Raw genomic sequence first — 26,513 nt, forward strand, 5'->3', positions numbered from 1 at the left:
TATGAGGACAATGAAAGGACCGGGCATTTTTCTGTCGCAGTTTATTGGCGGGGAAGCGCCCTTCAACACGCTCGACCGGCTGGCAGGATGGGCGGCGGGGAAGGGTTACAAAGCGGTGCAGATCCCCTGCAACCATCCGCATATCTTTAATGTGGAGAAAGCCGCAGAGAGTCAGGCCTACTGCGATGAAATCGCGGGCAAGCTGGCCGCGCATGGGCTGGTCATCAGCGAGCTGTCGACCCATCTGGAAGGGCAGCTGGTGGCGGTAAACCCGGTTTACAGCGAGGCGTTTGACCACTTCGCCCCTGCTTCCGTGCGCGGTAACGAGGCGGCGCGTCAGGCGTGGGCGACGGAAAAGCTGAAGCAGGCGGCGGTCGCCTCGGCCCGATTAGGCCTGAAAGCGCACGCTACCTTCTCCGGATCGCTGGCCTGGCCGTTTTTCTATCCGTGGCCGCCGCACAACGAGCAGCGCTTTCAGGAGGCGTTCCAGGCGCTGGCGACCCGCTGGCGTCCGATTCTGGATACCTTCGACGAGCAGGGCGTGGACGTCTGCTTTGAGCTGCATCCGGGGGAAGATCTGCACGACGGCGTCTCCTTCGAGCGTTTTCTGGCGCTGGTGGACAACCATCCGCGCTGCAACATTCTCTACGATCCAAGCCATATGTTGCTCCAGCAGATGGACTATCTGGCCTTTATCGACATCTTCCACGCGCGCATTAAAGCGTTCCACGTCAAGGACGCCGAGTTCCGCCCCAGCGGGCGCAGCGGCGTCTACGGCGGCTATCAGCCGTGGATCAACCGCGCCGGACGCTTCCGCTCGCCCGGCGACGGACAGATCGACTTTAAGGGCATTTTCAGCAAGCTGACCCAGTACGACTACGACGGCTGGGCGGTGCTGGAGTGGGAGTGCTGCCTGAAGGATGGCGATACCGGCGCGAGTGAGGGCAGCGAATTTATCCGCCGTAATATCATCCCGGTTTCCGGACGGGCGTTTGATGATTTCGCCGCAGGGGGCAGCCATGATTAACGTCGGGATTATCGGCAGCGGGTTTATTGGCCCGGCGCATATCGAGGCGCTCAGGCGTCTCGGGTTTGTGCGGGTGGTCGCGCTCTGCGACGGCTCGCTCGTTAAGGCGCAGGAAAAGGCGCACCAGCTCAATGTACCGCACGCCTGTGCCAGCGTGGAGGAACTGCTCGCGCTCCCTAATCTGCACGCGGTGCACAACTGCACGCCGAACCACCTGCACGCGGAGATTAACCGTCAGATCCTGCGTGCGGGCAAGCACGTGTTTTCCGAAAAGCCGCTGTGCATGACGCCGGACGAGGCGCGCGAACTGGAGGCGCTGGCGGAGCAGGCAGGCGTGGTGCATGGCGTGAGTTTTGTCTATCGCCAGTTTGCGATGGTGCGCCAGGCGGCGAGCATGATGCGCGCGGGCAGCCTCGGGCGGCTGTTTGCCTCGCACGGCAGCTATTTACAGGACTGGATGCTGCTGGAAACCGACTACAACTGGCGGGTGGATGCCGCGCTCGGTGGCGCGTCGCGGGCGGTGGCGGATATCGGCTCCCACTGGTGCGATACGGTACAGTATGTGACCGGCAGGCGCATTACCGAGGTGATGGCTGATTTATCCACCGTCTGGCCGACGCGCAAGGCCAGCGCGGGCGGTCATCAGACCTTCTCCCATGACGAGCAGGCGGAGTATGAAGACAAACCGGTCACCACCGAAGACTTTGGCTCGGTGCTGTTCCGCTTTGACGACGGCAGCAAGGGCAGCTTTAGCGTCTCGCAGGTGAGCGCGGGGCGAAAAAATCGCCTGACCTTTGAAATTAACGGCAGCGAGCAGTCGGTGGCGTGGGATCAGGAAATCCCGCAGCAGCTGTGGATCGGCCATCGCGCCAGTGCAAATCAGATACTCAGCGACGATCCGGGCCTGATGAACCGTGACGTGGCCGACAGCGCCCACTTCCCCGGCGGGCACATTGAAGGCTGGCCGGATGCCTTTAAAAATATGATGGCGCAGTTTTACCGTGCCGTGCAGGCGGGCGCGATGCCGGATAATCCGCAGTTTGCCACCTTCCACGATGGCGCCAGTGTGATGTATATCATTGATGCAATTATGAAAAGTCATCATCAGCAGCGCTGGGTGCGCGTGGAATACTGACGCATTGCCCGGTTCGCCGGGCAATCAATTTATGGTAGCCTGCACAAAACGCTAACCGCAGGATGTATCGTCGCTATGTCAATTCAGAAAATCGCTCAACTGGCCGGGGTATCCGTGGCAACGGTCTCCCGCGTACTGAATAACAGCGATACCGTGAAGGCGAAAAACCGCGAGCGTGTTTTGCAGGCGATCCAGGAGAGTAACTATCAGCCCAATCTGCTGGCGCGTCAGCTGCGCACTGCCCGCAGCTATATGATCCTGGTGATGGTCTCGAACATCGCCAACCCGTTCTGCGCCGAAGTGGTGAAGGGCATTGAAGCCGAGGCAGAAAAGAACGGCTATCGCATTCTGCTTTGCAACTCCGGCTCGGATATTGAGCGCTCCCGCTCGGGCTTAAGCCTGCTCTCCGGCAAAATCGTCGACGGCATTATCACCATGGATGCATTCTCGAAACTGCCGGAGCTGGCCGCGCTGATTGGCAACGCGCCGTGGGTGCAGTGCGCTGAATACGCCGATGCGGGCGCGGTCTCCTGCGTGGGGATTAATGATGTTGATGCCTCCCAGCACGTTGTCAGCCAGCTTGCCGACGGGGGGCGCAAACGCATTGCGCTGATCAACCATGACCTCAGCTACAAATATGCCCGTCTTCGCGAGCGCGGCTATAAGAGCGTCATACACCTGCGGGATCTGGACTATCAGGCGGTGGAGTACGCCAGTGAGCTCAGCTCTGGTGCGGGAATGGCGGCGATGCAAAACCTGTTAAAAGCAAACCCGCCGGATGCGGTGTTTGCCGTTTCCGATACGCTGGCGGCGGGGGCGCTGCGCGCCATTCAGCAGGCAGGGCTGCGGGTGCCAGAAGATATCGCGGTGGTCGGCTTTGACGGCACCGAGCTGGCGGAGATGATTTCACTCACCACCATTGAACAGCCGTCGCGGGATATCGGGCGCAAGGCGGTCAATCTGCTGTTAAATAAGATCGACAACCCGGATGCGCCCACGGAGAGGGTCATGATGGACTGGCGCTTTATTTCCCGCGCCAGCACCTGATTATCTGGCGATAACGCCAGCCAGCGAGCGAATATCGTTTCCGGTTGGCGACTGGTGAATACGCAGGCCAAATTCATCCACCACCGCGAAAATATGATCGAAGATGTCGGCCTGAATATCTTCGTATTCCGCCCAGATCACCGTGTTGGTAAAGGCATATATTTCAATCGGCAGCCCGTTGGCATCCGGCGCGAGCTGGCGCACCATCAGCGTCATATCTTTACGAATACGCGGGTGGTTACGCAGATATTCATTCAGGTAGGCGCGGAAGGTGCCGATATTAGTCATCTTGCGCAGGTTTAATACCGATTCCCCTTCGCCGTTCTGCTGATTCCACAGGTTAATTTCCTCATGACGCGCGGCCAGATACGGCTTCAGCAGTTTCGCCTGAATCAGCTTCTGCTGCTCCTGCTCATCGAGGAAATGAATGCTGGTGGTATCGATATTCAGGCTGCGCTTGATGCGGCGGCCACCGGAGGCGGACATGCCGCTCCAGTTGATGAACGCATCGGACACCAGCGCCCACGTCGGAATGGTGGTGATGGTGTTATCGAAATTGCGCACTTTCACGGTGGTCAGGCCGATGTCGGTCACCGTGCCGTTGGCGCCGTATTTCGGCATCTCCAGCCAGTCGCCGAGCTTGAGCATGTCGTTGGCGGAGAGCTGAATGCCCGCCACTAAGCCCAGTATCGGGTCTTTAAAGACCAGCATCAGAACGGCAGCCATCGCACCCAGGCCGCTTATCAGAATGGCGGGTGACTGACCGATCAGCAGGGAGATAATCAGTATCCCCACCAGAATGGCGCTCACCAGCTTGATGCCCTGGAATATCCCCTTCAGCGGCAGCTGCGAGGCGGTAGCCATTTTCTGCGACAGATTGAAAATCACGTCCAGCAACGAGAAGAAGGAGAGCAGGGCATAAACCATCACCCACAATTTTGCGCAGGTGGTGAGTAATTCCGCCGCTTCGCTGCCTTTTTGCAGCCACAGAACCGCCTGAACGTTGACGATTATTCCCTGGAGGGTAAACGCCAGACGGTGAAATAACTTGTTCTGCGTAATGATCTGCAACCATAAATGGCTGCTGGCCTGGGCGCGTTTCTCGAATGCGCGCAGCACCACTTTGTGCAGAATAAAATGAACGATAATGGCTGTAAGAAAAATAATACCAAAGATAATCACTAAAGAGGTGGTGTGATTAATTTCAATCCCTAACTCTTCAACCTGAGCAATTAATTCCTGCATAACGTCTCCTGTATTGATGCAGCCCCATAATGGCGGCTGCGGATCTATTATGCAAATTCAGACAGTTTTATTTTGACGCCGGACAGGCCTTGACGACCGGTAAACACAGACGATGGCGCATACGCAGCGTGGCCAGCGCCAGCACCACCATCATGGCCGTTTCCACCATCAGGAAGACGTTTACCGCCTGGGTGTAATCTCCGTGATGATTTTGCAGCCCGTGCAGCAAAATCGCGCCGAAAATGGCCGGGCCAAGCCCCAGCGCAGCCTGTTGCAGCGTGCTTAAAATCGCGCTCGCGGCCCCCGCGTCGTCAGGCTGAATATCGCGCATCCCGATGCGGTAGAAGCTGTTTACAATCAGCGCCTGCCCGTAACCCACCAGCCCGGTGGCCGGGGCCAGCGTCAGCGCGGTATTCTGCATTCCCCAGTGACGGAACGTGGCGATCAACGCCACCAGACCGACAAGCTGAATCGCAAGCCCGGTCAGCAGGATGGCGCTGGTGCTGTAGCGGGCAATCAGGCGTGGGGCGAACCAGGCAGAAATAAAATAGGTGACGCCAAGCGCGATAAAGCTGTTCCCTGACTGCCACGGCGCCATCCCCAGACCGCTTTGCATGGTCAGCGCCATACAGAACATGAACCCGGACCAGACGCTGAAAAAGAGTATCCCGATCAGCACGCCAAAGCGGATGCTGCGCAGCTGCAACAGGCGCGGGGCGATGAGCGGATGGGCATTCTCACGCTCTTTTTTGCGCGCGTTCAGCACCATCAAACAGGCCAGCGGCACAATCGCCAGCAGTGCGGTCTTCAGCGGCCACGACCAGTGCCACTGCGGGCCGAGCGCCATCGGGAACAGCAGGCAGCACAGTATCGCCGTCAGCAGGACAGTCCCGGTCCAGTCAATGCGCGACGGCGTGTCGCGGCGGGTTTCCGGCACGTAGCGACGGCTCAGCGCCAGCACCACCAGACAAATCGGCACGTTGATAAAGAAGGCGTTGCGCCAGCCCAGCCCGGCGATGTCCGCCGACACCAGCCAGCCGCCACCCATCTGGCCGACGATAAACGCAATTCCGCCGATACCCCCGAACAGACTGATCGCTCTGGCGTGTGCCGTTCCTTTTAACGTCACATGCAACGTCGCGAGAATTTGCGGCATGATCAGCGCGGCGCCCGCACCCTGCATAATGCGCGCGCCAAGCAACTGTTCGATATTGCCCGCCATGCCGCACAGCAGGGAGGCCAGGCCAAAACACGCCACGCCCCACATAAACAGGCGACGGCGGCCAAGGTTATCGCCCAGCTTGCTGCCGGGGGCCAGGCAGACGGCAAAGGCCACGCCGTAGAGGGCGACGATCAGCTCCAGTTCGGTGGCGGTGGCGTGTAATGAATGGGTGATGGAATCCAGCGCCACGTTGGTGATTGAGGTATCAATCAGCGGCAGCATCTGGCCGGTTAACAGCAATATCAGGCCCGCACGACCCGGTGAAACAACTGACGTATTCATGGTGACTCCATTGCGTCAAACAGCGTAGAGTCGTAGCATCAACCATCTGATAAACGGGTACCAGTTCTTGCTTATACTGGTACTGGCACTACCATGCAGGAGATGTTATGGCGCTGATGTCTGAACCTGTCACCTCTCTCCAGGATGACACCCGCAAGCAGCTGGGCGCGTTTTTGCGTGCCCGGCGCGAAAGCCTTGATCCGCAGCGGCTCGGCTTACCGCGCAGCGGCCGCCGCCGCACGCCGGGCCTGCGGCGGGAGGAGGTGGCGATGCTCGCGGATGTCGGCGTGACCTGGTACACCTGGCTGGAGCAGGGCCGGGACGTCAATCCGTCCAGCGCGGTGATGGCCGCCATCGCAAAAGCGCTGCAATGCACCCCGACCGAAGCCCGGCATCTGTTTGTGCTCGCCGGTTTGCCGCCGGGCGAAGCCCCGCAGGCGGTGTGCTGCGAGGGGATCAGCGAAGGCACGCGTCGCCTGCTGGATACCCTGATGCCGAAACCTGCCAGTATTCAGAAACCGAATTTCGATATCGTGGCGTGGAACGACAGCTTCGGCCACCTGATGGGCGTCGATTTCAACGCCATCCCGCCGGAAGATCGCAACTGTATTTACCTTTTCCTCACCCATCCGGCGTGGCGCGCGCGGCTCGGCAAACGTGACGACGTGCTGCCGATTTTCGTCTCCTACTTCCGCGCGGCCATGGCTGAGCACCGTGGCGACCCGCTCTGGGAAGCGAAGCTGGCGCGTTTTTTTGCGGTGTCCGAAGAGTTTAAAACCCTGTGGCACCAGCGTAACGACGTGCGCGGCGTGGAGAACCAGCTCAAGCTGTTCACCCATCCCGAGCTGGGGGATTTTCATCTCCAGCAGATGTACTGGTACTCCGCCCCGCGAAACGGATCGCGGCTGCTGGTCTATTTACCCGTGGATGAGGCAGGGGAGAAGGCGATGGCGTGGCTGGCGGAGCAGGGGAAGTAAGTTTTTTGCGAGGGGCTTTCAGGGAATCAGAGCTGGCTCTGCTAAGCGGATGAGACAGGTATAAGGTGGCGTTTAACTTAAACCAACCGACTGAATCGACATCATTTCGATGAGGGATTAAGTCGACTATACTCACGCCATGAGAAACCACTAATGTCGCCACTGATGATTGATTCCGCAGATTTCAGCCAAAAACTCGGCCTTATCTCCCGAAACGTCGAACACACCGAAGCGTTCCTGGCACGAGGTACGGCGGATTTTCATCTGCCGGGGTTTCTGCTGCCTGTCGGATACCGGCTTCTGAAATCGCGTTATGGTGATGAATATCGTCTCGTGACCACCGATGACGGCAAACCTTATACGGCGTATGCCGTAAAGCTTAAATTTCATAAAGAAATTACCTTTCCCCACGGTGCCGCCACGCAGGTGATGGTGTGGCGTACTCCGCGTGCCGTTCATCAACGCGTGATAAGCGGGTTGCCACAACTCTTTTTTCAGTGGGTGCTAAGCGAATACGACATCGTTGTCTCTGACAGCGAACAAACGGGCGACGGGCAACGGTTCTGGCTGCGCATGATCGACTGGGCGTTTACCATGAACTATCGCATTAGCGTGGCGGACGGTACGGTGGGAGAAGAGTGGACGTTAACGCCCGTAAATTCCTACGCTGAGCTGGAAGAGCGCTGGATTGCTTTTGCCTGGGGAAACGATCGTGAGGTTCATCCGCATCGCAGGCTTGTCATCAGTAAAACGTAACGGGCCGCATGCAGCGGCCCATTTTCATTAGCACTCAGTCACAATCGTGCTCAGCGGCAGGCGAGATTTCGGCAGCGTGGCGTTGAAATCTTCCACGCTGTGATGCCCGACCGGGACCACCACCAGGCTGGTGAAGCCTTTCTCTTTCAGGCCAAACTCTTCATCGAGGATCGCGGCGTCAAACCCTTCGATGGGTACCGCATCCAGGCCCATCGCGGCCACGCCCAGCAGGAAGTTGCCGACGTTCAGGTAAACCTGCTTCGCCATCCACTGGTCGTCATCTTTCAGATCCACGCGGTGCATGTCGGCAAAATAGCAGCGGCCTTTGTGATTCGCGGCTTTAGCTTCTGGCGTGGCGAAACGGCCGTCAGCCTCTTCCTGATCGACAACGCGCTCAAGCCAGGCATCGTCCATCGCGGTTTTCGCGCAGAACACCACCACGTGAGAGGCATCCAGCATTTTGCGTTCGTTAAACACATAGGTGCCCGCCGCGGATTTTGCCACGCGCGCTTTACCCTCTTCAGTGCTGGCAACAATAAAGTGCCACGGCTGGGAGTTGGTGCTGGACGGGCTGTATTGCAGCAGCGTTTTGATTTTTTCCGCTTCTTCTGCGGTCAGTTTTTTGGCTGGGTCGAACGCCTTGGTAGAGTGGCGTTTCAGGGCGACAGAAATAATATCCATAACAACTCCTGGTGATGAAATTCGCCCGCGGGCGGGCGTGAAAGGAAAGCAGATTACCGCGCGAAGCGGGAAAAGATAAGTGCGATTCGAGCGCTTATTCTGTTCGTCTGAGACGAACAATCAGGCTGGCCGAATCCACTTCTGATCTTTTTTCGGCAGTTTATCAACGACCAGATTCCACGAATCCGTAATCAGGTCGGTGACCAGTTCAGGCGTGATGTCGTCCGTGCCATAAAGGGAGATCCAGTGTTTTTTATTCAGATGGTAACCGGGCTCCACGCCACGGTAGATCTGCTGATTGAGCAGCGATTTTTCCGGATCGGATTTCAGGCTGACGTGGGCCCGACCGTGAGCCGTCGCCATCAGCATAAAAATTTTCCCGCCCACCTTAAACACGTCATACTCCGGGCCAAACGGCCAGCAATGTTCGGTAAAAGGCATCTCCAGCGCGACGCGTCTGGCATGTTCCTGCAAGGATTTACTGTCCATGGTTATCTTCCTCAGCAAGCCCGCGCCACATGGCTTCAAAGCCCAGCGCTTTAAAATCGACGGCACGGGACGGATCGCGCGCGGCAAACTCCATGGTGGTTTCAGCCAGCGATAAGAACATTGCATCACCGAAGGTCTTAAACTCGTCAGACATAAACACCGGGCGGATCGAACGACGACACAGTTCATGCAGTTCCGGGAACATGTCTTTCACCGCCTGCTCGGTTTCTGCGTTCAGCTTTTCACTGACGCCAATCTGGCGGATAGCCGCATGCGCCAGGGGGTTACGAATGCCCCAGTCTACATAGCTGTTCCAGATATTGCGGGTATGCTCTTTTGGCTCGGTGATGGTCCGATCGAGATTCGCCAGCATGGTCTGGCAGAGATCCTGCTTCAGATGCAGGTAGAGGGCATTCAGCAGATCGTCTTTGGTAGCAAAGTAGCGAAACAGTGTCCCTTCAGCGACGCCCGCATTACGGGCAATTAACGCCGTTGAGGCGGCAATACCTGACTGCGCAAACGCAGCCGTTGCTGCTTCCAGTAAGGCCTGTTTTTTATCTTCACTCTTCGGACGTGCCACTAAATTTTTCCTCCCGTCAATTGTAAAAGCCCTGATTGAAACACGAGCCTTGATACGCTGCAACGCGGAATGTCAAAGATCGAAAACCTTCTTGACGGCGTAATCATCCTATCTATAATGAGTGCTTACTCACTCATAATCAAGTATCACCCGCGCAATCCATCGGATGGGGCGCGTAGGCGGGTCAGGAAATGAAAAAGCCTCTATTCATCTGCGTGGTGTTAGTCATGATTATTGCTTCAGCTGCCAGTTTACCGTTTGTACTGAATGCCGGATTTGGCCAGCCACCGCAGGGTGCGCAGCTCTCTGAAGTGGAAGCCTCTCCGCACTATCGCGACGGGCAATTCCATAACACGCTCCCTACGCCGGGCTTTACCGGGCAACAAAATATGCTGGTGGCGTGGTGGCAGTTCCTTACCCGTAAAACCGAAAACGCCCGTCCTGCGCAGCCGCTGCCGCTGGTGAAAACCGATCTGGCGAGCCTGTCGCCTGAACAGGACACACTGGTGTGGCTCGGCCACTCCTCCTGGTATATGCAGCTGGCGGGGAAACGCATCCTGATCGATCCGGTTCTGAGTAGCTACGCCGCACCGTTCTCGTTCCTCAATAAAGCATTTGCGGGGGAGTACCCGTGGCGTGCGGAGAGCATGCCGGAGATCGACCTGCTGATTATCTCCCACGATCACTATGACCATCTGGATTACGCCACCATCAAGGCGCTGCTGCCGAAGGTTAAGCGCGTGGTCACCCCGCTGGGCGTGGGGTCGCATCTGCGCTACTGGGGGATGAACCCGGAGATTATCGACGAGCGGGACTGGAACCAGTCGGTGCATATCAGCGATGCGCTGACGGTGCACGTTCTGCCGGCGCGCCATTTTTCCGGGCGCGGCATTAAGCGTAACCAGACCCTGTGGGGCAGCTTTATGTTTGTCACCCCAGAGCAAAAGGTCTACTACAGCGGAGACTCCGGTTACGGCCCCCACTTCAAAGCGATTGGCGAGCAGTTTGGCGGAGTGGACTTAGCCATCATGGAAAACGGCCAGTACGACCAGGACTGGAAGTACATCCATATGCACCCGGCGGAAACGGCGCAGGCCTCGGCAGATCTCAATGCCAAAGCGGTCGTACCGGGACATAACGGGCGTTTTGTGCTGGCGAAGCATACCTGGAACGATCCACTGATCCAGCTGGCGAAAGCCAGTAAGGATAAAAACTACCGGCTGCTGACGCCGGAGCTGGGCGAGCCCGTGCGGGTGAGTGATACCACGCAACAATTTCGCGAGTGGTGGGAATAATGTTTAAGCGAGAAGCAGAGGGGGAGAGCAGTATGACGATTTCCGCTCAGGTCATTGATACGATTGTCGAATGGATCGATGACAACCTACACCAGCCGTTACGCATCGAAGAGATTGCCCGCCATGCGGGTTACTCAAAATGGCATTTACAGCGGCTGTTTATGCAGTACAAAGGCGAAAGTCTGGGGCGCTACATCCGCGAACGCAAGCTGCTGATGGCGGCGCGCGATCTGCGTGAGTCAGACGAGCGGGTGTACGACATCTGCCTGCGCTACGGGTTTGACTCGCAGCAGACGTTTACCCGCATCTTTACCCGCACCTTCAACCAGCCGCCCGGTGCGTACCGCAAAGAAAACCACGGTCGGGCGCACTGAAAAACATCCCCTCACCCTAACCCTCTCCCCAAAGGGACGATTACACCCTCGCCCCTTTGGGGAGAGGGCCGGGATGAGGGGATCAGACCGCACCATGCTTACCAGCTGTAATTCACCGTCGCCGTCACCGTCCGGCCAATCCCGTAGAAGCACGCCGTATCGCTTGCGCACGACGCCACATACTTCGTGTCTGCCACGTTATTGACGTTGAACTGCACGCTTGCCCCTTTCAGGCTGCGGTTCATCTCGCCCAGGTCGTAGCGCAGCATCGCGTCATACAGATCCACCGATGGCACCTTGAAGGTGTTCTTCGCATCGCCGTAGCTGGTGCCGATGTAGCGCATCCCCACGCCAGCGGTCAGGCTCTTCAGCGCCCCGCCCGGAACGGCATAACTGGCGAACGCCGATGCCATATGCGCCGGAATGCGCGCAGGCGTTTTGCCTTCAGTTCCCGCCACCGTGGTGCTTTCGGTTTTTGCATCGGTGTAAGTGTAGGAGCCAATCAGGTTGATGTTATCCATCAGCGTGGCGTGGATTTCCGCTTCAGCGCCTTTCGAACGCACCTTGCCCGCATTTTCGAACCAGCCTTCAGCGCTGTTATAGGTCGCGACGTTGTCCTGAGTTAAATCGTACAGCGCCAGGGTCATCAGCGTGGTGTCGACCGGCTGATATTTCACGCCAATCTCGGTCTGCTCCCCGGTAGTAGGCTTAAATGGCGTAACGCCCGGCGCACGGTTGGTTTGCAGGTTCGGTTCAAACGAGGTGCTGTAGCTGATGTACGGCGACAGGCCAGAATCAAACGCGTACAGCAGGCCGGTGCGCCAGGTAAATTTGCTGTCGTTCTGCTGGGTAACGCTGCTGTCGGTGAAGTCGTTGGTACGCACTTCGCTCCAGTCGTAGCGCCCGGAAACCAGCCACTCCCAGTTGTTCCAGCTCATCTGATCCTGAAGATACAGGCCCATCTGGTCGAGATTTTGCTGCTCGTCGGACGCTGTTTTGAAGGTGCTTTCATTCACGTTCACGCCGTAAACCGGGTTTGTCCAGTCGAGGTCATACTGTGAGCCGCTCCCGCGCGCCAGCAGCTGTTTATCCTTGCTGGTCTTGTAATCAAACCCGCCGAGCAGGGTGTGGTTGACGCTTCCGGTCTCCAGCAGATATTCCAGCTGGTTATCAAGGCCAAATTCGTTGGTCGTGCGCTCTTCACGCTGGGCGCGACGGGTCAACACCGTGCTGTTGGCCGTGCTGTTGGCGTAAACCAGATAACGATATTTCTGCTTGATGGTGGCGTAACGGGCGTTCTGGCGGAAGGTGAGGTTGTCGGCGAACTGGTGTTCCAGCTCGTAGCCAATCATCGTCTGCTCGCGCCAGGACTGATTGTAATTCGGATCGCTGACGTTAAAGTCGCGCGGGATGTATTTCCCGTCGACGCTTTTCACCGTACCGTAGGCGGGCAGGAAATTGCGGTATCCGGCATCCGGATCTTTCTGGTAGCTGGTCAGCAGCGTAAAGCGGGTCTGATCGTTCGGGTACCAGGTGATCGCCGGGGCGATCGCCATCCGCGTCTCTTTATAATCGTCCACCTGATTATGCTGCGTACGGGCGATACCGTTCACGCGATACAGCACGCGGCCGTCGTCGCTCAGCCGGCCGCCGAAATCAAACGCACCTTCGGCGAGATCGTGATTGCCGGTGCGGAACTGCACGTTGTGAATGGCCTCCGCCGTCGGGCGCTTGCTGGTCATGCTGATTAACCCGCCAGGATTCACCTGGCCAAACAGCACCGACGCCGGGCCGCGCACCAGCTCCACGCGCTCCAGCAGCCACGGGTCAACTGTGCCCGTCTGTGAGGAAGCCGTTGCGCCAAAGCTTAAGCCATCGAGGAATTTCGGCACATAGCTAAAGCCGCGCACAAACACCTCGTCGTTACGGTTAGACGAGCCCCGGTACTCGGTAAACACGCCCGCCGAGTAGCGCAGCGCCTGCGAAACGGAGGTGACGTCCTGCATGTTCATCTGATCGCGGGTGATCACCGATACCGACTGCGGCGTCTTCACGATCTCCGCGCTGGTCTTGGTGGCGGAGAGCGTTTTCGTCGCCACAATGCCTTTTACGGGCGCAGTGGGCTCTTCACTCACGCCCTGCGTTACCGTAATCGTTTCTTCTTTCGTTTCTGCCTGAGCCGCGACGCTGGTCGTCGCCAGACTCAGCAGCCAGAGCTGCATTATCTTATTATTTTTAAACATTTTTATTGAACGTCCTTGGTTGCTATCGCCATAAAAACACCGGTAAATCGTCGTTGATGATATTGCAAATTATTACCATTTGCATTAGCGTTGTTAACAAATTTCGTTGGGGAACAAGCGGTAATGAAGAGGGTATGGAGTGGGTTGCTGTTGGGGATCGGCGCGCTGCCCGCCGTGGCGGCAACGTGCGAGCAATCGTCCCGGCAGGGCGATATTCAGGGAAAGTTTGATGCCAGCGGCGAAGTCTGCTTCTCCCTGCCTGAATTGGGTGAAAATTACGTTTCCGCCACGCTGCATGGCGTGACGGATGCGCGCCTGCTGGACGGACAAAACCGCCGCATTCGCACGCTGGTCGAAAACGGTCCTGCCGACGGGGAACACACGCTGCTGTTTGCTCTGCCGGTGAAACAGAACACCTCGCTGGTGCTACACGGCGAAGCCGGCAAGCCGTGGCGTTTTCAGTGGCGAATGAAAGAGACCTCTCCGTTACCACGCGTGCAGATGCTGGTGCCAGAAAGCCCGACGCTGAAGGCGCTGGCAAACGACATTTCTGCCGGTGGAAGTACCGAGGCGTTCTGGCAGGCGCAGCGTCGACAGGGAACGCCGATGGTTGAGCCGGTAGATGCGAGCCATAAGCGCGTGACCTTTCTGTGGCGCGGCGCGCGGGATAACGTCTTCATTCTCGGCTCTCCGGCGGGGGATCACGATCCGCTGTTCCGCCTGGGCAACAGCGACGTCTGGTTCCGCAGCTACGTGGTCCCCGCTGATACGGTGATGCAGTACAAGCTCGCCCCCGATGTGCCGATCGTTGAAGGCTCTGCCCGCGATCAACGCCGCGCCATCCTGGTGAGCGCGCAGGCCGATCCGCTTAACCCGAATACCTTCGGGGAGCAGAAGACCGATCGCTGGAATCGCTATTCTCTGCTCGATCTCAGCCCGGCGCGCTACTGCTCCGTTCGGGCTACGGCACAGCCGCTGGTACACGGGACGTTGAGCCGCCAGAGGCTGAGCAGCAACATCCTCGGCAATGCCCGCGACGTGATGATCTACCAACCGCGCGGCGCACAGCCTGCACGCTGGACGCTCATCCTCTTCGACGGACAGGTTTATCAGGACGAATACCATTTTGCCAACGTGCTGGACGGTCTGATTGCCCGGCATCACCTGCCACCGATTAACGTGGTGTTTATCGACAGCCTCGATCACGCCCGTCGCGGCAACGAGCTGCCGCCGAACCCGGATTTTGCTGACTTTATGGCGCACGAACTGCTGCCGTGGCTGCGGGGGAAGGGCATTGGCATGCAGCGGCAGAAAACCGTACTGGCAGGATCAAGCTATGGGGGAATTGCCTCTTCATGGGTAGCGCTGCGCTATCCGCGCCTGTTTGGCAACGTGCTGAGCCTTTCCGGTTCTTACTGGTGGGCGCCAGAAGGTGACGCCCCCGGCTGGCTGACGCGTCAGTACCAACAGTCTCCACCGTATCCGGTGCGTTTCTGGTTACAGGCCGGGAAGTTTGAAACCACGGGGCCGGGCGGCGGTATCTATCGCACCACGCAGGATTTTGAACAGGTGCTGAGGAATAAAGGCTACCGCGTCAGCTTCCACCCCTCATCCAGCGGCCACGACTACGCGGCCTGGTGTGAAGCGCTAATCCACGGGATGCGCGATCTCACTGGCTTACGACGCCAGTGAAAACCAGCGGCGCCAGATGAAACGCAGGATAAAGAATTCGATGGCGCCGAGCACCAAAAACCACAGACAGAACAGAATGGTGTACAGCTGATTCAGATCGACCATATGAAAGGTCTGAACCAGCTTCTGCGCCAGCACCAGACCCAGCGACGGCGCAGGTAATAGCAGGCAGGAGAGCAGGGCCATCAGCAAAATGCCCCCTGCGGTGAGCAGCGATTCTAACGGGTGTTTCATCGTAATGTTAATCGTCAGTTAAAAATGTCATTGTCCGGCATCCTGAAACGTAAAGCAATATCATGCCCACTGGCAAAATTGGGTGAAAGGCCACCGTTATTCTGAGAATTAATAACAGAAAATAGATAATATTTCCGCGGCGATTAAATTAATATCGCGTTATGTAAATAAACGTCTTTCTCACGAAAATAATTTTACAAAGCTATAGGTGCTATATCCAATTAACGTCGCAATAACAATGGCTGCGACAATGTATAACGCCAGGCGCCGTCCGCGATAAATACCAAACATGCTTCCTCCTCGTTTAGTGTTGGTTTAGAAATATTTTGTAAAAATCAACGCGTCGAAATAATTTTAATCAGTTTTGAATAACCGGGTAGTCAATATATTGCGGTAGATCAATTTAACCCGCAAGATTTAAAAATGAATTATTTAAAGCCAGAAAGGAATTCCGGCTTCCGTCCACCGGATATTGAAGGAAAAATACCATGACCAAAAAAAATTTCTCGCAGAATATGCCACCCGCAGGCGGGCAGGCGTACCAGCAGACCGTAGAGCAGGTGCTTGCTCAGGCGCAGAGCCAGGCTAATGGCCTGGACCGCGCCGAGGCGCAGGCACGTTTGCAGAAACATGGCCCGAACGCGCTGCCGGAGAAAAAAGGCAAGCCGGGCTGGCTGCGTTTTCTCGCGCATTTTAACGATGTCCTGATTTACGTCCTGCTGGCGGCCGCCGTATTAACGGCAGTCATGGGACACTGGGTTGATACGCTGGTTATTCTGGGCGTGGCGGTAATCAATGCCTTAATTGGCCACATTCAGGAAAGTAACGCGGAAAAATCCCTGAAGAGTATTCGCAATATGCTCTCCAGCGAGGCGCGCGTTATTCGTAACGGCAACCATGAAACTATCCCGACGACGGAAATCGTCCCGGGCGATATTATTGTGTTGCGCGCAGGTGATCGTATTCCGGCGGATATGCGTTTAATCGAAGCGCATAATTTACGTGTGGAAGAGGCAATTCTGACCGGTGAATCCACCGTGGTGGATAAACACACGAACCCGCTGAACGGCGAATTACCGCTGGGCGACCGCACGAACCTGGTCTTTTCCGGTACGACGGTCAGCGCGGGCGGCGGCGTGGGCGTGGTCATTGCCACGGGCCAGGAGACCGAACTCGGCCACATCAACCAGATGATGGCGGGCATTGAAAAACACCGCACCCCGCTGCTGGTGCAGATGGACAAGCTGGGTAAAGCGATCTTCGCCATCATTCTGGCGATGATGGCCGCGCTGTTTGTCTTCAGCCTGGTGTTCCGCGAGATCCCGATGGGCGAGCTGCTGCTCTCCCTGATTAGCCTGGCGGTAGCCTCCGTGCCGGAAGGACTGCCGGCGATTATCTCCATTATCCTCTCCCTGGGCGTGCAGGCGATGGCGCGCAAGCGGGCGATTATCCGCAAGCTGCCGACGGTTGAAACCCTGGGCGCGATGACCGTGGTCTGCTCGGATAAAACCGGCACCCTGACCATGAACGAGATGACGGTGAAAGCCATCATCACCGCCGATACGTGCTATCGCGTGGACGGCAACAGCTACGAGCCGGTGGGCAACATCTACCTCGAAGGCAGCGACGAGCCGGTGCAGATCCAGCCGGGCACCGTGCTGGAGCAGTACCTGCGCACCATCGACCTGTGTAACGACAGCCAGCTGATTCAGGACGAGCGCGGGCTGTGGGGCATCACCGGCGGCCCGACCGAGGGCGCGCTGAAGGTGCTGGCGGCGAAAGCGCACCTCGCGCCGGTCGAGACCACGCTGGTTAACAAGATCCCGTTCGACTCGCAGTACAAGTACATGAGCACCCACTACCAGATTGGCGGTGAGGAGCAGATTTTGATCACCGGCGCGCCGGACGTGATTTTCGCCCTGTGTGAGCAGCAGCAGACCCGCAACGGTGCGCAAGCCTTTGACCGCGCGTACTGGGAAACGGAGATGGAGCGCTATGCGCGTCAGGGGCTGCGCATGGTCGCCGCGGCGTTCAAGCCAGCGAACGGCGAGCAGGCATTAACTCACGACGACCTGAGCCACGGTCTGATCTTCCTCGGCATTGCCGGGATGATGGATCCGCCGCGTCCGGAAGCGATTGAGGCGATTAACGCCTGCCAGCAGGCGGGGATCCGCGTGAAGATGATCACCGGGGATCACCCGCAGACGGCGATGAGCATCGGCCAGATGCTGGGGATCACCAACAGCGAGCAGGCGGTCACCGGCTACCAGCTGGAGAAGATGGACGACGCCGAGCTGGCGGAAGCGGCGGTGAAGTATGACATCTTCGCCCGTACCAGCCCGGAGCATAAGCTGCGCCTGGTGAAAGCGTTGCAGGACAAAGGCGAAATCGTCGGCATGACCGGCGACGGCGTGAACGATGCCCCGGCGCTGCGCCAGGCGGACGTGGGTATCGCGATGGGCATCAAAGGCACGGAAGTGACCAAAGAGGCGGCGGACATGGTCCTGACGGACGATAACTTCGCCACCATCGCCAGCGCAGTGAAAGAGGGGCGTCGCGTTTACGACAACCTGAAGAAGACCATCCTGTTCATCATGCCGACCAACCTGGCGCAGGGGCTATTGATTGTGATTGCGCTGCTGGCGGGGAACATCATTCCGCTGACGCCGGTGCTGATCCTGTGGATGAACATGGCGACCTCCGCCACGCTCTCCTTCGGTCTGGCCTTCGAGGCCGCCGAGCGCAACATTATGCGCCGCCCGCCGCGTCAGACCGGGCAGCACGTGATGGACGCCTACGCCGTCTGGCGCGTAGCCTTCGTCGGCACCATGATTGCCATCGCCGCCTTTGCGCTGGAAGCCTGGCTGGCCCCGCGCGGCCACAGCGCGGAGTTCATCCGCACCGTGCTGTTGCAGATGCTGGTCTGTGCCCAGTGGGTATACATGATTAACTGCCGCAACACCGACGGGTTCTCTCTGAACCGCGGCCTGCTGGCGAACAAAGGGATCTGGCTGGTGACGGGCGTGCTGTTCCTGCTCCAGGCGGCGATTATCTACCTGCCATTTATGCAGATGCTGTTCGGCACCGAAGCGCTGCCGCTGCGCTACTGGTTCGTGACGCTGGCGGTGGCGGGGGTGATGTTCTTCGTCGTCGAAATCGAGAAGCGACTGACCCGCAGGTTCCGTAAGGCTGCATAACCTTTTGCCCTCACCCTAACCCTCTCCCACAGGGAGAGGGAACTCTGACCTCCCTCTCCCTGTGGGAGAGGGCCGGGGTGAGGGCAACAACGCCGAGGTACTCCCATGAAATTCCCACTCCTGTTCGCACTCCTCGTCTGCACCCTGCCACCCGCATTCGCCGCCATTCCCGTGCGTGTCGCCACCGTGGAGCAGACCGCCCACGCCGCCGAGCGTCAGATCCCGGGCCGCATTGAAGCCATTCACACCGTTGAGCTGCGCGCCCGCACGGAAGGCGTGATAACGAAAATCCACTTCCGCGACGGCCAGTACGTGAAAAAAGGCGACGTGTTGTTCGAACTGGACGACGCCGAGCCGCGCGCCGCCCTGCGTCTGGCGCAGGCCGAAGTGAGAAGCGCCGAAGCCACGCTGCGTCAGGCGCAGCAGCAGCTGTCCCGCTTCGAAAGCCTGGGCAGCAGCAACGCCATCAGCCGCCACGACGTGGACAACGCCCGCATGCAGCGCGACGTAGCGAGCGCCGCGCTGGAGCAGGCGAAAGCCCGGCTCGACACCCGCAGCGTCACCCTCAACTACACGCGCATTACCTCACCGATTGACGGACGCGTGGGGCACAGCAACTTTCACGTCGGCAGCCTAATCAACCCGGCCAGCGGTGTGCTGGTGGAGGTGGTGCAGCTTGATCCGATCCGCATTGCCTTTGCGCTGGAAGAGGGCGCGTTTGCCACCAAAGCCGGACAGCATGCGGATATCAGCGCCATGAAGCAGGCCTGGCAGGCGCTGATTGACAGCAACGGCCAGCGCATCAGCGGGGAACTGACCTCCGTGGACAACCGCATCGACCCGCGCACCGCCAGCGTGATGCTGCGCGCCGAGTTCGCCAACCCGCGCCATCAGCTGCTGCCCGGCGGCAACGTGAACGTCTACCTGCGTCCGGTAAGCGAGCAACCGGTGCTGACTCTGCCCGCCGCTGCCGTACAGCAGAATGGCGACGGGTTCTTCGCATGGGTGGTTAACGCCGATGGCAAAGCCGAAATGCGTCCGCTGAAGGTCGCCGGGCAGATCGGCCAGCAGTTCCGGATTGCCTCCGGCGTGAAGCCCGGTGAGCGAGCGATTACTGACGGTGCGCAGCGCGTGCAGCCAGGCGCAGCCGTCCAGATACTGAATTAAGGAGCCATCATGCTGACGTTTTTCATCAAACGCCCGCGCTTTGCGATGGTGATTGCGCTGGTTATCACCCTGCTGGGGGCCATCGCGCTGAAGATTATTCCGGTGGAGCAGTACCCGCAGATCACCCCGCCGGTCGTGAATGTGTCAGCGTCTTGGCCGGGCGCCAGCTCGGCTGACGTGGCGGAGGCCATCGCCACGCCGCTGGAAACGCAGCTGAACGGGGTGGATCATATGCTCTATATGGAGTCCACCAGTTCGGACGAAGGCACGTACAGCCTGAACATCACCTTTGCGGCAGGCACCGACCCGGATCTCGCCGCCATCGACGTGCAGAACCGCGTGGCGCAGGCCGTGGCGCAGCTGCCGACCGAGGCACAGCAAAACGGCGTGCAGGTGCGCAAGCGCGCCACCAACCTGATGATGGGGGTAAGCCTTTACTCACCGAACAACACCCACACGCCGCTGTTCGTCAGCAACTACGCCAGCACCCAGGTGCGCGAGGCGCTGTCGCGTCTGCCGGGCGTCGGGCAGGTACAGATGTTTGGCGCACGGGACTACAGCATGCGCATCTGGCTGCGTCCGGACCGCATGAACGCCCTGAACGTGACCAGCGATGACGTGGCGCAGGCGCTGCGCGAGCAGAACGTGCAGGGGGCGGCAGGCCAGGTCGGCACGCCGCCGGTATTCAACGGCCAGCAGCAGACGCTGACCATTAACGGGCTGGGGCGCTTAAACCAGGCCGAAGACTTTGCCAGCATCATTATCCGCGCCGGAGAGATGGGGCAACTGGTGCGCCTGAAGGACGTCGCCACCATCGAGCTTGGCTCGCGCAGCTACAGCTCTGGCGCACAGCTGAACGGGCATGACTCCGCCTATCTCGGTATCTACCCAACGCCGTCCGCCAACGCCCTGCGCGTGGCCGACGCGGTGCGCGCGGAGCTGGAACGGTTATCCACGCGCTTCCCGGACGATCTGGTCTATGAAGTCAAATTCGACACCACCTCGTTTGTGGCCGCCACCATCAAAGAGATTGGCGTCTCGCTGGCGCTGACGATGCTGGCGGTGGTGGTCGTGGTGTCCCTGTTCCTGCAAAGCTGGCGCGCGACGCTGATTGTTGCCCTTGCCATTCCGGTGTCGCTGGTGGGCACCTTTGCGGTGCTCTACACGCTCGGCTACTCCGCCAATACGCTGAGCCTGTTCGCCATCATTCTGGCGCTGACGATGGTGGTGGATGACGCCATCGTGGTGGTGGAGAGCGTCGAAACGCTGATGGCGGAAGGGCAGAGCCGTACGGCGGCGACCGCGCTGGCGCTGCGCCAGATTGCCGGGCCGGTGATTGCCACCACGCTGGTGCTGCTGGCGGTGTTTGTGCCGGTGGCGCTCCTGCCGGGGATCGTGGGCGAGCTGTACCGCCAGTTCGCGGTGACGCTCTCGACTGCCGTCACGCTCTCAAGCCTGGTGGCGCTGACCCTGACACCCGCGCTCTGCGCGCTGCTGCTGCGCCCGCGCCCGGCGCAGCCCGCCGCGATTTTCCGTGGCTTCAACCGCGGGCTGGACGCCACGCGCACGCTTTACACCCGGATCGTGAGCGTGTTCAACCTCCGTCCGTGGCTGGCGATGCTGGCCACCGCAGGCGCGGCGGCGGTGGTGGTATTCAGCTTCATGTCGATGCCAAAGGGCTTCCTGCCCCAGGAGGATCAGGGCTACTTCTTCGCCAGTGTCCAGCTGCCGGAGGCAGCCTCGCTGGAGCGCACCGAAGCGGTGATGACCACCGCGCGCGAGCTGATCGCTAAAAACCCGGCGGTAGAAGACGTGATTCAGGTCTCCGGGTTTAACATCCTCAACGGCACCAGCGCATCGAACGGCGGGTTTATCTCCATCATGCTCAAAGACTGGAGCGAGCGTCCGCCGCTGGATGAGGTGATGGGCACCCTTCAGCGCCAGCTGCTGGCCCTGCCGGAAGCGACCATCATGACCTTTGCGCCGCCGACGCTGCCGGGGCTGGGCAACGCCTCCGGCTTCGACCTGCGCATTCAGGCGCAGGCGGGGCAAAGCCCGGCGGAGCTGGAGCGCGTGACGCGTGAGGTGCTGGCGAAAGCCAACCAGCACCCGCAGCTAAGCCGCGTGTTCACCACCTGGAGCAGCAACGTGCCGCAGATGACGCTTACCGTTGACCGCGAGCGCGCGGCCCGCCTCGACGTGCCGGTGTCGCGCATCTTCAGCAGCCTGCAAACCGCCTTTGGCGGCACGCGCGCTGGGGATTTCAGCGTCAACAACCGCGTCTACCACGTAGTGATGCAGAACGAAATGCAGTGGCGCGAGCGCGCGGAGCAAATCAGCGACCTGTTCGTGCGCAGCAACAGCGGCGAGCGGGTGCGTCTGAGCAACCTCGTCACCATCACGCCGACCGTCGGCGCACCATTCATTCAGCAGTACAACCAGTTCCCGTCGGTATCGGTGAGCGGCTCGGCAGCGGAAGGGGTGAGCAGTAGCACCGCAATGGCGGCGATGGGCGAGATTCTGGCGGAAAACCTGCCAGCCGGGTACGACTACGCCTGGAGCGGCATGTCGTATCAGGAGCAGCAGACCGGCAATCAGGCGATATGGATTGTGCTGGCGGCGGTGGTGATGGCGTGGCTGTTCCTCGTCGCCCAGTATGAGAGCTGGACGCTGCCGGCGAGCGTGATGCTCTCGGTGCTGTTCGCCATCGGCGGGGCGCTGGTCTGGCTGTGGCTGGCGGGCTACGCCAACGATGTGTATGTGCAGATTGGTCTGGTGCTACTGATAGCCCTCGCCGCCAAGAACGCAATTCTTATCGTGGAGTTTGCCCGCGCCCGGCGCATGGACGGAATGGCGATTGTCGATGCCGCACGGGAGGGGGCATCGCGCCGCTTCCGCGCGGTAATGATGACCGCCGTGTCGTTCATTATCGGCGTTCTGCCGATGATGCTGGCGACCGGGGCGGGTGCCCAGAGCCGCCGCATCATCGGCACTACGGTGTTCAGCGGCATGCTGGTGGCGACGGTAGTGGGGATTCTGTTCATCCCCGCGCTGTTCGTGCTGTTCCAGCGCCTGCGCGAGTGGGGCCACGGCCTTACGGACTCGTCGCCCACAGCTCACAGTGCTTCTGCACCAGAGAAATCAGCGAGCCGCCATCGGCAATAAAGTCCCGCATGCGCTGCGCCTCGCTCTTGCCCTGCTTTAACAGCAGGGCAATCTCATTGATTGCGCTTGTCGCGCCGAGCTTCTCGGCCGACGGCGCAACCTGCTCCAGCAGCCAGGCGATATCTTCCGCCACGGTTTTGTGCTCGCCGGTATGCACGTCCGTCAGAATGCCTTCCAGCCCGTAGCGACAGGCCTGAAAACGGTTAAAGCGGTACAGCAGAAAATCCCGTTCCTGATGCTTATACGGCCGCGTGGTCAGCAGCCAGTGCGACGTCGCCTGAATAAGCCCGGCGATGTTAATGGCGTGGCCGAGCGTCAGCGGCGTATCCATCACCCGCACCTCGACGGTGCCGAAGTGCGGGCTGGGGCGGATGTCCCAGTGCAGATCCTTAATGCTGTCGATCATGCTGGTGGAACTCAGGCGGCGGAACAGCCCCTCGAACTCCTGCCAGCTGTTGACCCACGGCATCTGACCGTTATCCGGGAAGCCCGAGAAGATGTTGAGACGCGATGAGGCGAACTTCGTGTCCGTGCCCTGCATATACGGTGATGCGGCGGCCAGGGCGATAAAGTGCGGCACAAAGCGCGACAGGCCGTGCAGCAGATAAATGGCGTCGTCCCCGGTCCGACAGCCGACGTGTACGTGCTGGCCGAACACCGTCGCCTGCAAAATCAGGTAGCCAAAGCGCTCCAGCGTGACGTTATAGCGCTCGTCGTCGCACACCTCCTGACGCTGCCATTTCTGGAACGGATGCGTCCCACCGCCGCAGATCTGGATATGTTGCTCTTCCGCCGCCCGCAGGATGCTCTGCTGCATCACTGAAAACTGCGCCGCTGCCTGGTCGATGGTCTGGCACACGCCGGTGGCGATTTCGAGCATGCTTTCGGTGATGTCGTGTTTGACTTCGCCCCCTTTGATGTCGTCTTTGACGGCGGCGATGAGGGCAGAGGAGTCCTGGCTCAGATCGTAACCCGGCGGGTTAACCACCTGGAGTTCGAGCTCAATGCCGAGGGTATAAGGTTCAGAGGACTTGAAATCGGGTAAGGGCATGGCGCACTCCGTTGTCTGTTATGTGTTGAGTATAGACAATGGGCGTGGCGCGCTCTTTTCAGGGTGGTATAACTGATAGCAGGCTTAGCAAAAGGGGAGTGATCCATGTCTGACTATCCAACCATTGCGCTGACAGGACCCGGTGCAATTGGGACCACCATTGCCGCGGTGCTGCATGAAGCGGGCCGCACGCCGCTGCTGTGTGGTCGCACCGCGCATCCGGAACTGCGCCTGCGTCACGATGAGGGTGAAATTGTGGTGCCCGGTCCGGTACTCACCGATCCCAGCGTCATTACGCGCCCCGTTGACCTCGTTTTTTTGGCGGTAAAAACGACGCAAAATGCCGACAGCGCCGGGTGGCTGCACGCCCTGTGCGATGAAACCACCGTGGTCTGCGCGCTGCAAAACGGCGTGGAGCAGAAAGCCCAGCTTGCGCCTTTGGTCAATGGCGCAACGGTGCTGCCCTCGGTGGTCTGGTTCCCCGCCCAGCGCGAGCCGGATGCCTCCGTCTGGCTGCGGGCGAAGCCGCGCCTGACGTTACCGGACGTGCCGCAGGCGCAGCGGGTGGTGGAGGCGCTTCGCGGGACGCGCTGTGACGTTGCGCTCTCGACAGATTTCACTACCGTCGCCTGGCGCAAGCTGCTGCAAAACGCGGTCGCCGGGCTGATGGTGCTGGCCAATCGCCGCGCCGGAATGTTCAGGCGCGAAGATATCAGCGAGCTGGCGCTGGCCTACCTGCGCGAGGGGCTGACCGTCGCCCGCGCCGAAGGGGCGAAGCTGGACGATGCGGTGGCGGAGGAGATCCTGGCGAACTTCCAGCGCGCGCCAGTGGATTTGGGCACGTCGATCCTCGCCGATCGTCAGGCGGATCGCCCGATGGAGTGGGATATTCGCAACGGCGTGATCCAGCGCTATGGGCGCAGGCACGGGATTGCGGTGCCCATCAGCGATGTGGTCGTACCGCTGCTGGCGGCGGGGAGTGAGGGGCCGGGCTAACGGCCACTGTTTTTCCGTTCGGCAAGGTAATGGGCGGCCGTGCTGCCCATCGCTTTTCTAAACAGGGTGATAAACGTATTCATGCCTGAGAGTGGCGGCGGGCCGATAGAGAGGGAGGGAGATGAATATGAATGTCCGCTCTGTGCCAATGACGGACGTTGGTTCTTTCCAAAGCGCCGTAGAACGATTCTTTTGAATTAATGATTTAGAGTAAATACGCTCACATTGATTGTCTTAACCATTCACCGTGCGTAAGAGAAAAAAGCAGGCTCGGCGGCGCGCCTTTCACATCATGAATTTCTTTGATGTATTGCAACCCAGCTTTTTGAAGGACTTTCTGCGATGCCACGTGGTTACCTCTCACTACGGCAGATATCTCGGTTAGCTTTAATTCACAAAATCCATATCTGACAGAGTTTTTCGAAAACTCTGTCGCCAGACCTTTTCCCCATGCCTCGGTGGCGAAACGATATCCTAAATTATTAATTAATAAATTCGCATAACTGCTGATACTCAGACCGCCAAAACCGATGATTCTTTCCGGGCTATCCTTCAAAGAGATTGCCCAGTTTCCAAAATTGTGAGTTTCCCAGTGGTTAATCCAGCGAGCTAAAACAGTTTGTGCATGCTGTATGTCAGGATACGGCCCTGCTGGGTTAAAGGTGTTCGTAGCCGGGTCACCATAAATTCTGAAAAGGTCATCCAGGTCAGATTCAGTTACGCGACGAAGATACAGTCGGGTGGGGTGAAGTTGCAAAACTACTTCCTTAATAAAGAGTCATTAGCAAAGTTGGATAACTGTTTTTATAGTAAGGAAAAAGTAGGTTCGCAACATCTCACGCATCATTTACTTTACAGAGCTGTTGGCAAAAATTTCGATGCTGGATACAGATTTGAATATCGCTATGTCCGCTTCTCGATCTTAACGGACATTCAACAAACAACGCTATTCTTTTAGTAAGGCCAAAGTCCTGCTTTTTACCCAGCAGAGCCCCGGCCTCCCATCACCCGACTCAATGCGCCGTTATATAAGGCTCCTTCACAAACTCCGCCAGCAGCCAGACCATATCATGCAGCAGCCCGGTGAGTTCTTTCGCCACGCTCACAGGCAACGTTCCGCCCATTACCGCCAGCGTTAACGCCACGGCATAGTCCACCTGCAACGCCGTATCCTGCCAGCAGTCCGGCACGCAGGAGGCGATCTTTTCCCCTGCGATCAGCTGTTCAACCAGATACGAAGGCAGTTCGGCATCGCAGCATTCCCGCAGCCGTTTCAGCGCTGCCAGCAGTTGCTTACAGAGTGTGGCAAATGTCACCGCATCGTCCGTTTCCACCAGTACGCTTACGTACGCCGCACAGGTGTCAGCCAGTTCAAAGAGATCCGCAGAATCGGGAAGTTGCAGGTGAAGAAGGTGATGAACAGCGCTTTCTTCAGCGCGTACGTATGAAAATCCAGGGGTAGTCGCCATTTAGCATCCTCGTTGTCCAAAAAAATGTCATGTTATGCTAACGGGTTCCTACGCCCGGTTACGGATGTGCCGCAACGCAGGCACTTTACGACTGTGAAGAAGGGATGAAAAGGGATGCCCATGAATTACATAAGGTTGCTTGCAGGTTTGCGAGGCGGCTTCCAGAAGGGCATTGCCGGGTGGCGGATG

Annotated in this window: 22 protein-coding genes; 12 read left to right on the forward strand and 10 right to left on the reverse strand. The window is 58.8% G+C overall.

All coding sequences use genetic code 11. From position 1 onward, the window contains the following. The first annotated feature begins 1 nt into the window (after position 1). The 3 genes from ACOTW6_RS03965 (at position 2) to ACOTW6_RS03975 (ending at position 3,209) form a co-directional block, all read left to right on the forward strand. Positions 2–1,027: a sugar phosphate isomerase/epimerase family protein gene (locus ACOTW6_RS03965; protein ID WP_213788926.1), complete on the forward strand. Its 1,026-nt coding sequence runs from the start codon at positions 2–4 to the stop codon at positions 1,025–1,027. Beyond that, on the forward strand, positions 1,020–2,162 hold the full coding sequence (locus tag ACOTW6_RS03970) for a Gfo/Idh/MocA family protein (RefSeq protein ID WP_213788925.1): 1,143 nt from the start codon (positions 1,020–1,022) through the stop codon (positions 2,160–2,162). The genes ACOTW6_RS03965 and ACOTW6_RS03970 overlap by 8 nt, the downstream gene beginning before the upstream one ends. Positions 2,163–2,237: 75 nt before the next feature. Next, positions 2,238–3,209 carry a LacI family DNA-binding transcriptional regulator gene (locus ACOTW6_RS03975; protein WP_047052861.1) on the forward strand — a complete coding sequence of 324 codons (972 nt, stop codon included), beginning with the start codon at positions 2,238–2,240 and terminating at the stop codon, positions 3,207–3,209. Here ACOTW6_RS03975 and ACOTW6_RS03980 read toward each other — a convergent pair whose 3' ends face one another. Then, positions 3,210–4,454, reverse strand: a complete 1,245-nt coding sequence (locus ACOTW6_RS03980; RefSeq protein ID WP_022650531.1) for a mechanosensitive ion channel family protein — start codon at positions 4,452–4,454, stop codon at positions 3,210–3,212. It abuts the gene before it with no gap. 67 nt (positions 4,455–4,521) lie between these two features. After that, on the reverse strand, positions 4,522–5,958 hold the full coding sequence (locus ACOTW6_RS03985; RefSeq protein WP_213788924.1) for an MFS transporter: 1,437 nt from the start codon (positions 5,956–5,958) through the stop codon (positions 4,522–4,524). A 107-nt stretch (positions 5,959–6,065) separates the two neighbouring features. Here ACOTW6_RS03985 and ACOTW6_RS03990 point away from each other — a divergent pair, with 107 nt between their 5' ends. Together ACOTW6_RS03990 and ACOTW6_RS03995 are read left to right on the forward strand one after the other, a co-directional pair. Continuing rightward, entirely contained in the window at positions 6,066–6,935 is an 870-nt protein-coding gene (locus ACOTW6_RS03990; protein WP_045334174.1) for a helix-turn-helix transcriptional regulator, read from the forward strand. 153 nt (positions 6,936–7,088) lie between these two features. Beyond that, a complete protein-coding gene (locus tag ACOTW6_RS03995) occupies positions 7,089–7,691 on the forward strand; it encodes a hypothetical protein (protein WP_063133759.1) in 603 nt (200 codons plus the stop codon). 27 nt (positions 7,692–7,718) lie between these two features. On the opposite strand, the gene nfsB is transcribed toward ACOTW6_RS03995, so the two are convergent. The 3 genes from nfsB to ACOTW6_RS04010 all read right to left on the reverse strand — a co-directional run bounded on the left by nfsB (position 7,719) and on the right by ACOTW6_RS04010 (position 9,441). Next, positions 7,719–8,372 (reverse strand): oxygen-insensitive NAD(P)H nitroreductase, encoded by a 654-nt coding sequence (gene nfsB, locus ACOTW6_RS04000; RefSeq protein WP_003858884.1) that lies wholly within the window; start codon positions 8,370–8,372, stop codon positions 7,719–7,721. Positions 8,373–8,492: 120 nt separating this feature from the next. Continuing rightward, positions 8,493–8,861, reverse strand: coding sequence for an MmcQ/YjbR family DNA-binding protein (locus ACOTW6_RS04005; protein WP_003858883.1), 369 nt, complete (start codon positions 8,859–8,861; stop codon positions 8,493–8,495). Then, a complete protein-coding gene (locus ACOTW6_RS04010) occupies positions 8,851–9,441 on the reverse strand; it encodes a TetR/AcrR family transcriptional regulator (RefSeq protein ID WP_003858882.1) in 591 nt (196 codons plus the stop codon). Before ACOTW6_RS04010 ends, ACOTW6_RS04005 begins: the two co-directional genes overlap by 11 nt. A 191-nt stretch (positions 9,442–9,632) precedes the next feature. On the opposite strand from ACOTW6_RS04010, the gene ACOTW6_RS04015 reads away from it, so the two are divergent. Beyond that, positions 9,633–10,736, forward strand: a complete 1,104-nt coding sequence (locus ACOTW6_RS04015; RefSeq protein ID WP_213788923.1) for a RomA family MBL fold metallo-hydrolase — start codon at positions 9,633–9,635, stop codon at positions 10,734–10,736. Between the two features lie 32 nt (positions 10,737–10,768). Continuing rightward, positions 10,769–11,110, forward strand: coding sequence for a RamA family antibiotic efflux transcriptional regulator (locus ACOTW6_RS04020; protein ID WP_003858880.1), 342 nt, complete (start codon positions 10,769–10,771; stop codon positions 11,108–11,110). Positions 11,111–11,208: 98 nt separating this feature from the next. Here ACOTW6_RS04020 and ACOTW6_RS04025 read toward each other — a convergent pair whose 3' ends face one another. Then, positions 11,209–13,353 (reverse strand): TonB-dependent siderophore receptor, encoded by a 2,145-nt coding sequence (locus ACOTW6_RS04025; protein ID WP_219241060.1) that lies wholly within the window; start codon positions 13,351–13,353, stop codon positions 11,209–11,211. A 123-nt stretch (positions 13,354–13,476) separates the two neighbouring features. Here ACOTW6_RS04025 and ACOTW6_RS04030 point away from each other — a divergent pair, with 123 nt between their 5' ends. Then, a complete protein-coding gene (locus tag ACOTW6_RS04030; RefSeq protein ID WP_047052872.1) occupies positions 13,477–15,045 on the forward strand; it encodes an alpha/beta hydrolase-fold protein in 1,569 nt (522 codons plus the stop codon). On the opposite strand, the gene ACOTW6_RS04035 is transcribed toward ACOTW6_RS04030, so the two are convergent. Then, positions 15,031–15,279 carry a DUF1158 domain-containing protein gene (locus ACOTW6_RS04035; RefSeq protein WP_003858875.1) on the reverse strand — a complete coding sequence of 83 codons (249 nt, stop codon included), beginning with the start codon at positions 15,277–15,279 and terminating at the stop codon, positions 15,031–15,033. The genes ACOTW6_RS04030 and ACOTW6_RS04035 overlap by 15 nt on opposite strands. A 488-nt stretch (positions 15,280–15,767) precedes the next feature. Here ACOTW6_RS04035 and ACOTW6_RS04040 point away from each other — a divergent pair, with 488 nt between their 5' ends. The 3 genes from ACOTW6_RS04040 (at position 15,768) to ACOTW6_RS04050 (ending at position 22,808) form a co-directional block, all read left to right on the forward strand. Continuing rightward, the gene (locus ACOTW6_RS04040) at positions 15,768–18,476 is read left to right on the forward strand and encodes a cation-transporting P-type ATPase (protein ID WP_047052874.1); all 2,709 of its coding nucleotides are present in this window, start codon (positions 15,768–15,770) and stop codon (positions 18,474–18,476) included. Positions 18,477–18,581: 105 nt separating this feature from the next. Beyond that, positions 18,582–19,643 carry an efflux RND transporter periplasmic adaptor subunit gene (locus tag ACOTW6_RS04045; RefSeq protein ID WP_213788921.1) on the forward strand — a complete coding sequence of 354 codons (1,062 nt, stop codon included), beginning with the start codon at positions 18,582–18,584 and terminating at the stop codon, positions 19,641–19,643. A gap of 9 nt (positions 19,644–19,652) precedes the next feature. Beyond that, on the forward strand, positions 19,653–22,808 hold the full coding sequence (locus ACOTW6_RS04050) for an efflux RND transporter permease subunit (RefSeq protein ID WP_213788920.1): 3,156 nt from the start codon (positions 19,653–19,655) through the stop codon (positions 22,806–22,808). Here ACOTW6_RS04050 and ACOTW6_RS04055 read toward each other — a convergent pair. Beyond that, entirely contained in the window at positions 22,738–23,859 is a 1,122-nt protein-coding gene (locus ACOTW6_RS04055; protein ID WP_063133767.1) for a YbdK family carboxylate-amine ligase, read from the reverse strand. The genes ACOTW6_RS04050 and ACOTW6_RS04055 overlap by 71 nt on opposite strands. 105 nt (positions 23,860–23,964) lie before the next feature. Here ACOTW6_RS04055 and ACOTW6_RS04060 point away from each other — a divergent pair, with 105 nt between their 5' ends. Next, positions 23,965–24,855 carry an oxidoreductase gene (locus ACOTW6_RS04060; protein WP_213788919.1) on the forward strand — a complete coding sequence of 297 codons (891 nt, stop codon included), beginning with the start codon at positions 23,965–23,967 and terminating at the stop codon, positions 24,853–24,855. A 220-nt stretch (positions 24,856–25,075) separates the two neighbouring features. Here the strand turns inward: ACOTW6_RS04060 and ACOTW6_RS04065 are convergent, their stop codons facing one another. Next, entirely contained in the window at positions 25,076–25,612 is a 537-nt protein-coding gene (locus ACOTW6_RS04065) for a GNAT family N-acetyltransferase (RefSeq protein ID WP_062932245.1), read from the reverse strand. A 256-nt stretch (positions 25,613–25,868) separates the two neighbouring features. Then, positions 25,869–26,324, reverse strand: coding sequence for a hypothetical protein (locus ACOTW6_RS04070; protein ID WP_213788918.1), 456 nt, complete (start codon positions 26,322–26,324; stop codon positions 25,869–25,871). Between the last annotated feature and the right edge of the window lie 189 nt (positions 26,325–26,513).

The organism is Enterobacter cloacae complex sp. IR5403 (assembly GCF_049238705.1).
In the GTDB taxonomy this organism is placed as follows: domain Bacteria; phylum Pseudomonadota; class Gammaproteobacteria; order Enterobacterales; family Enterobacteriaceae; genus Enterobacter; species Enterobacter hormaechei_C.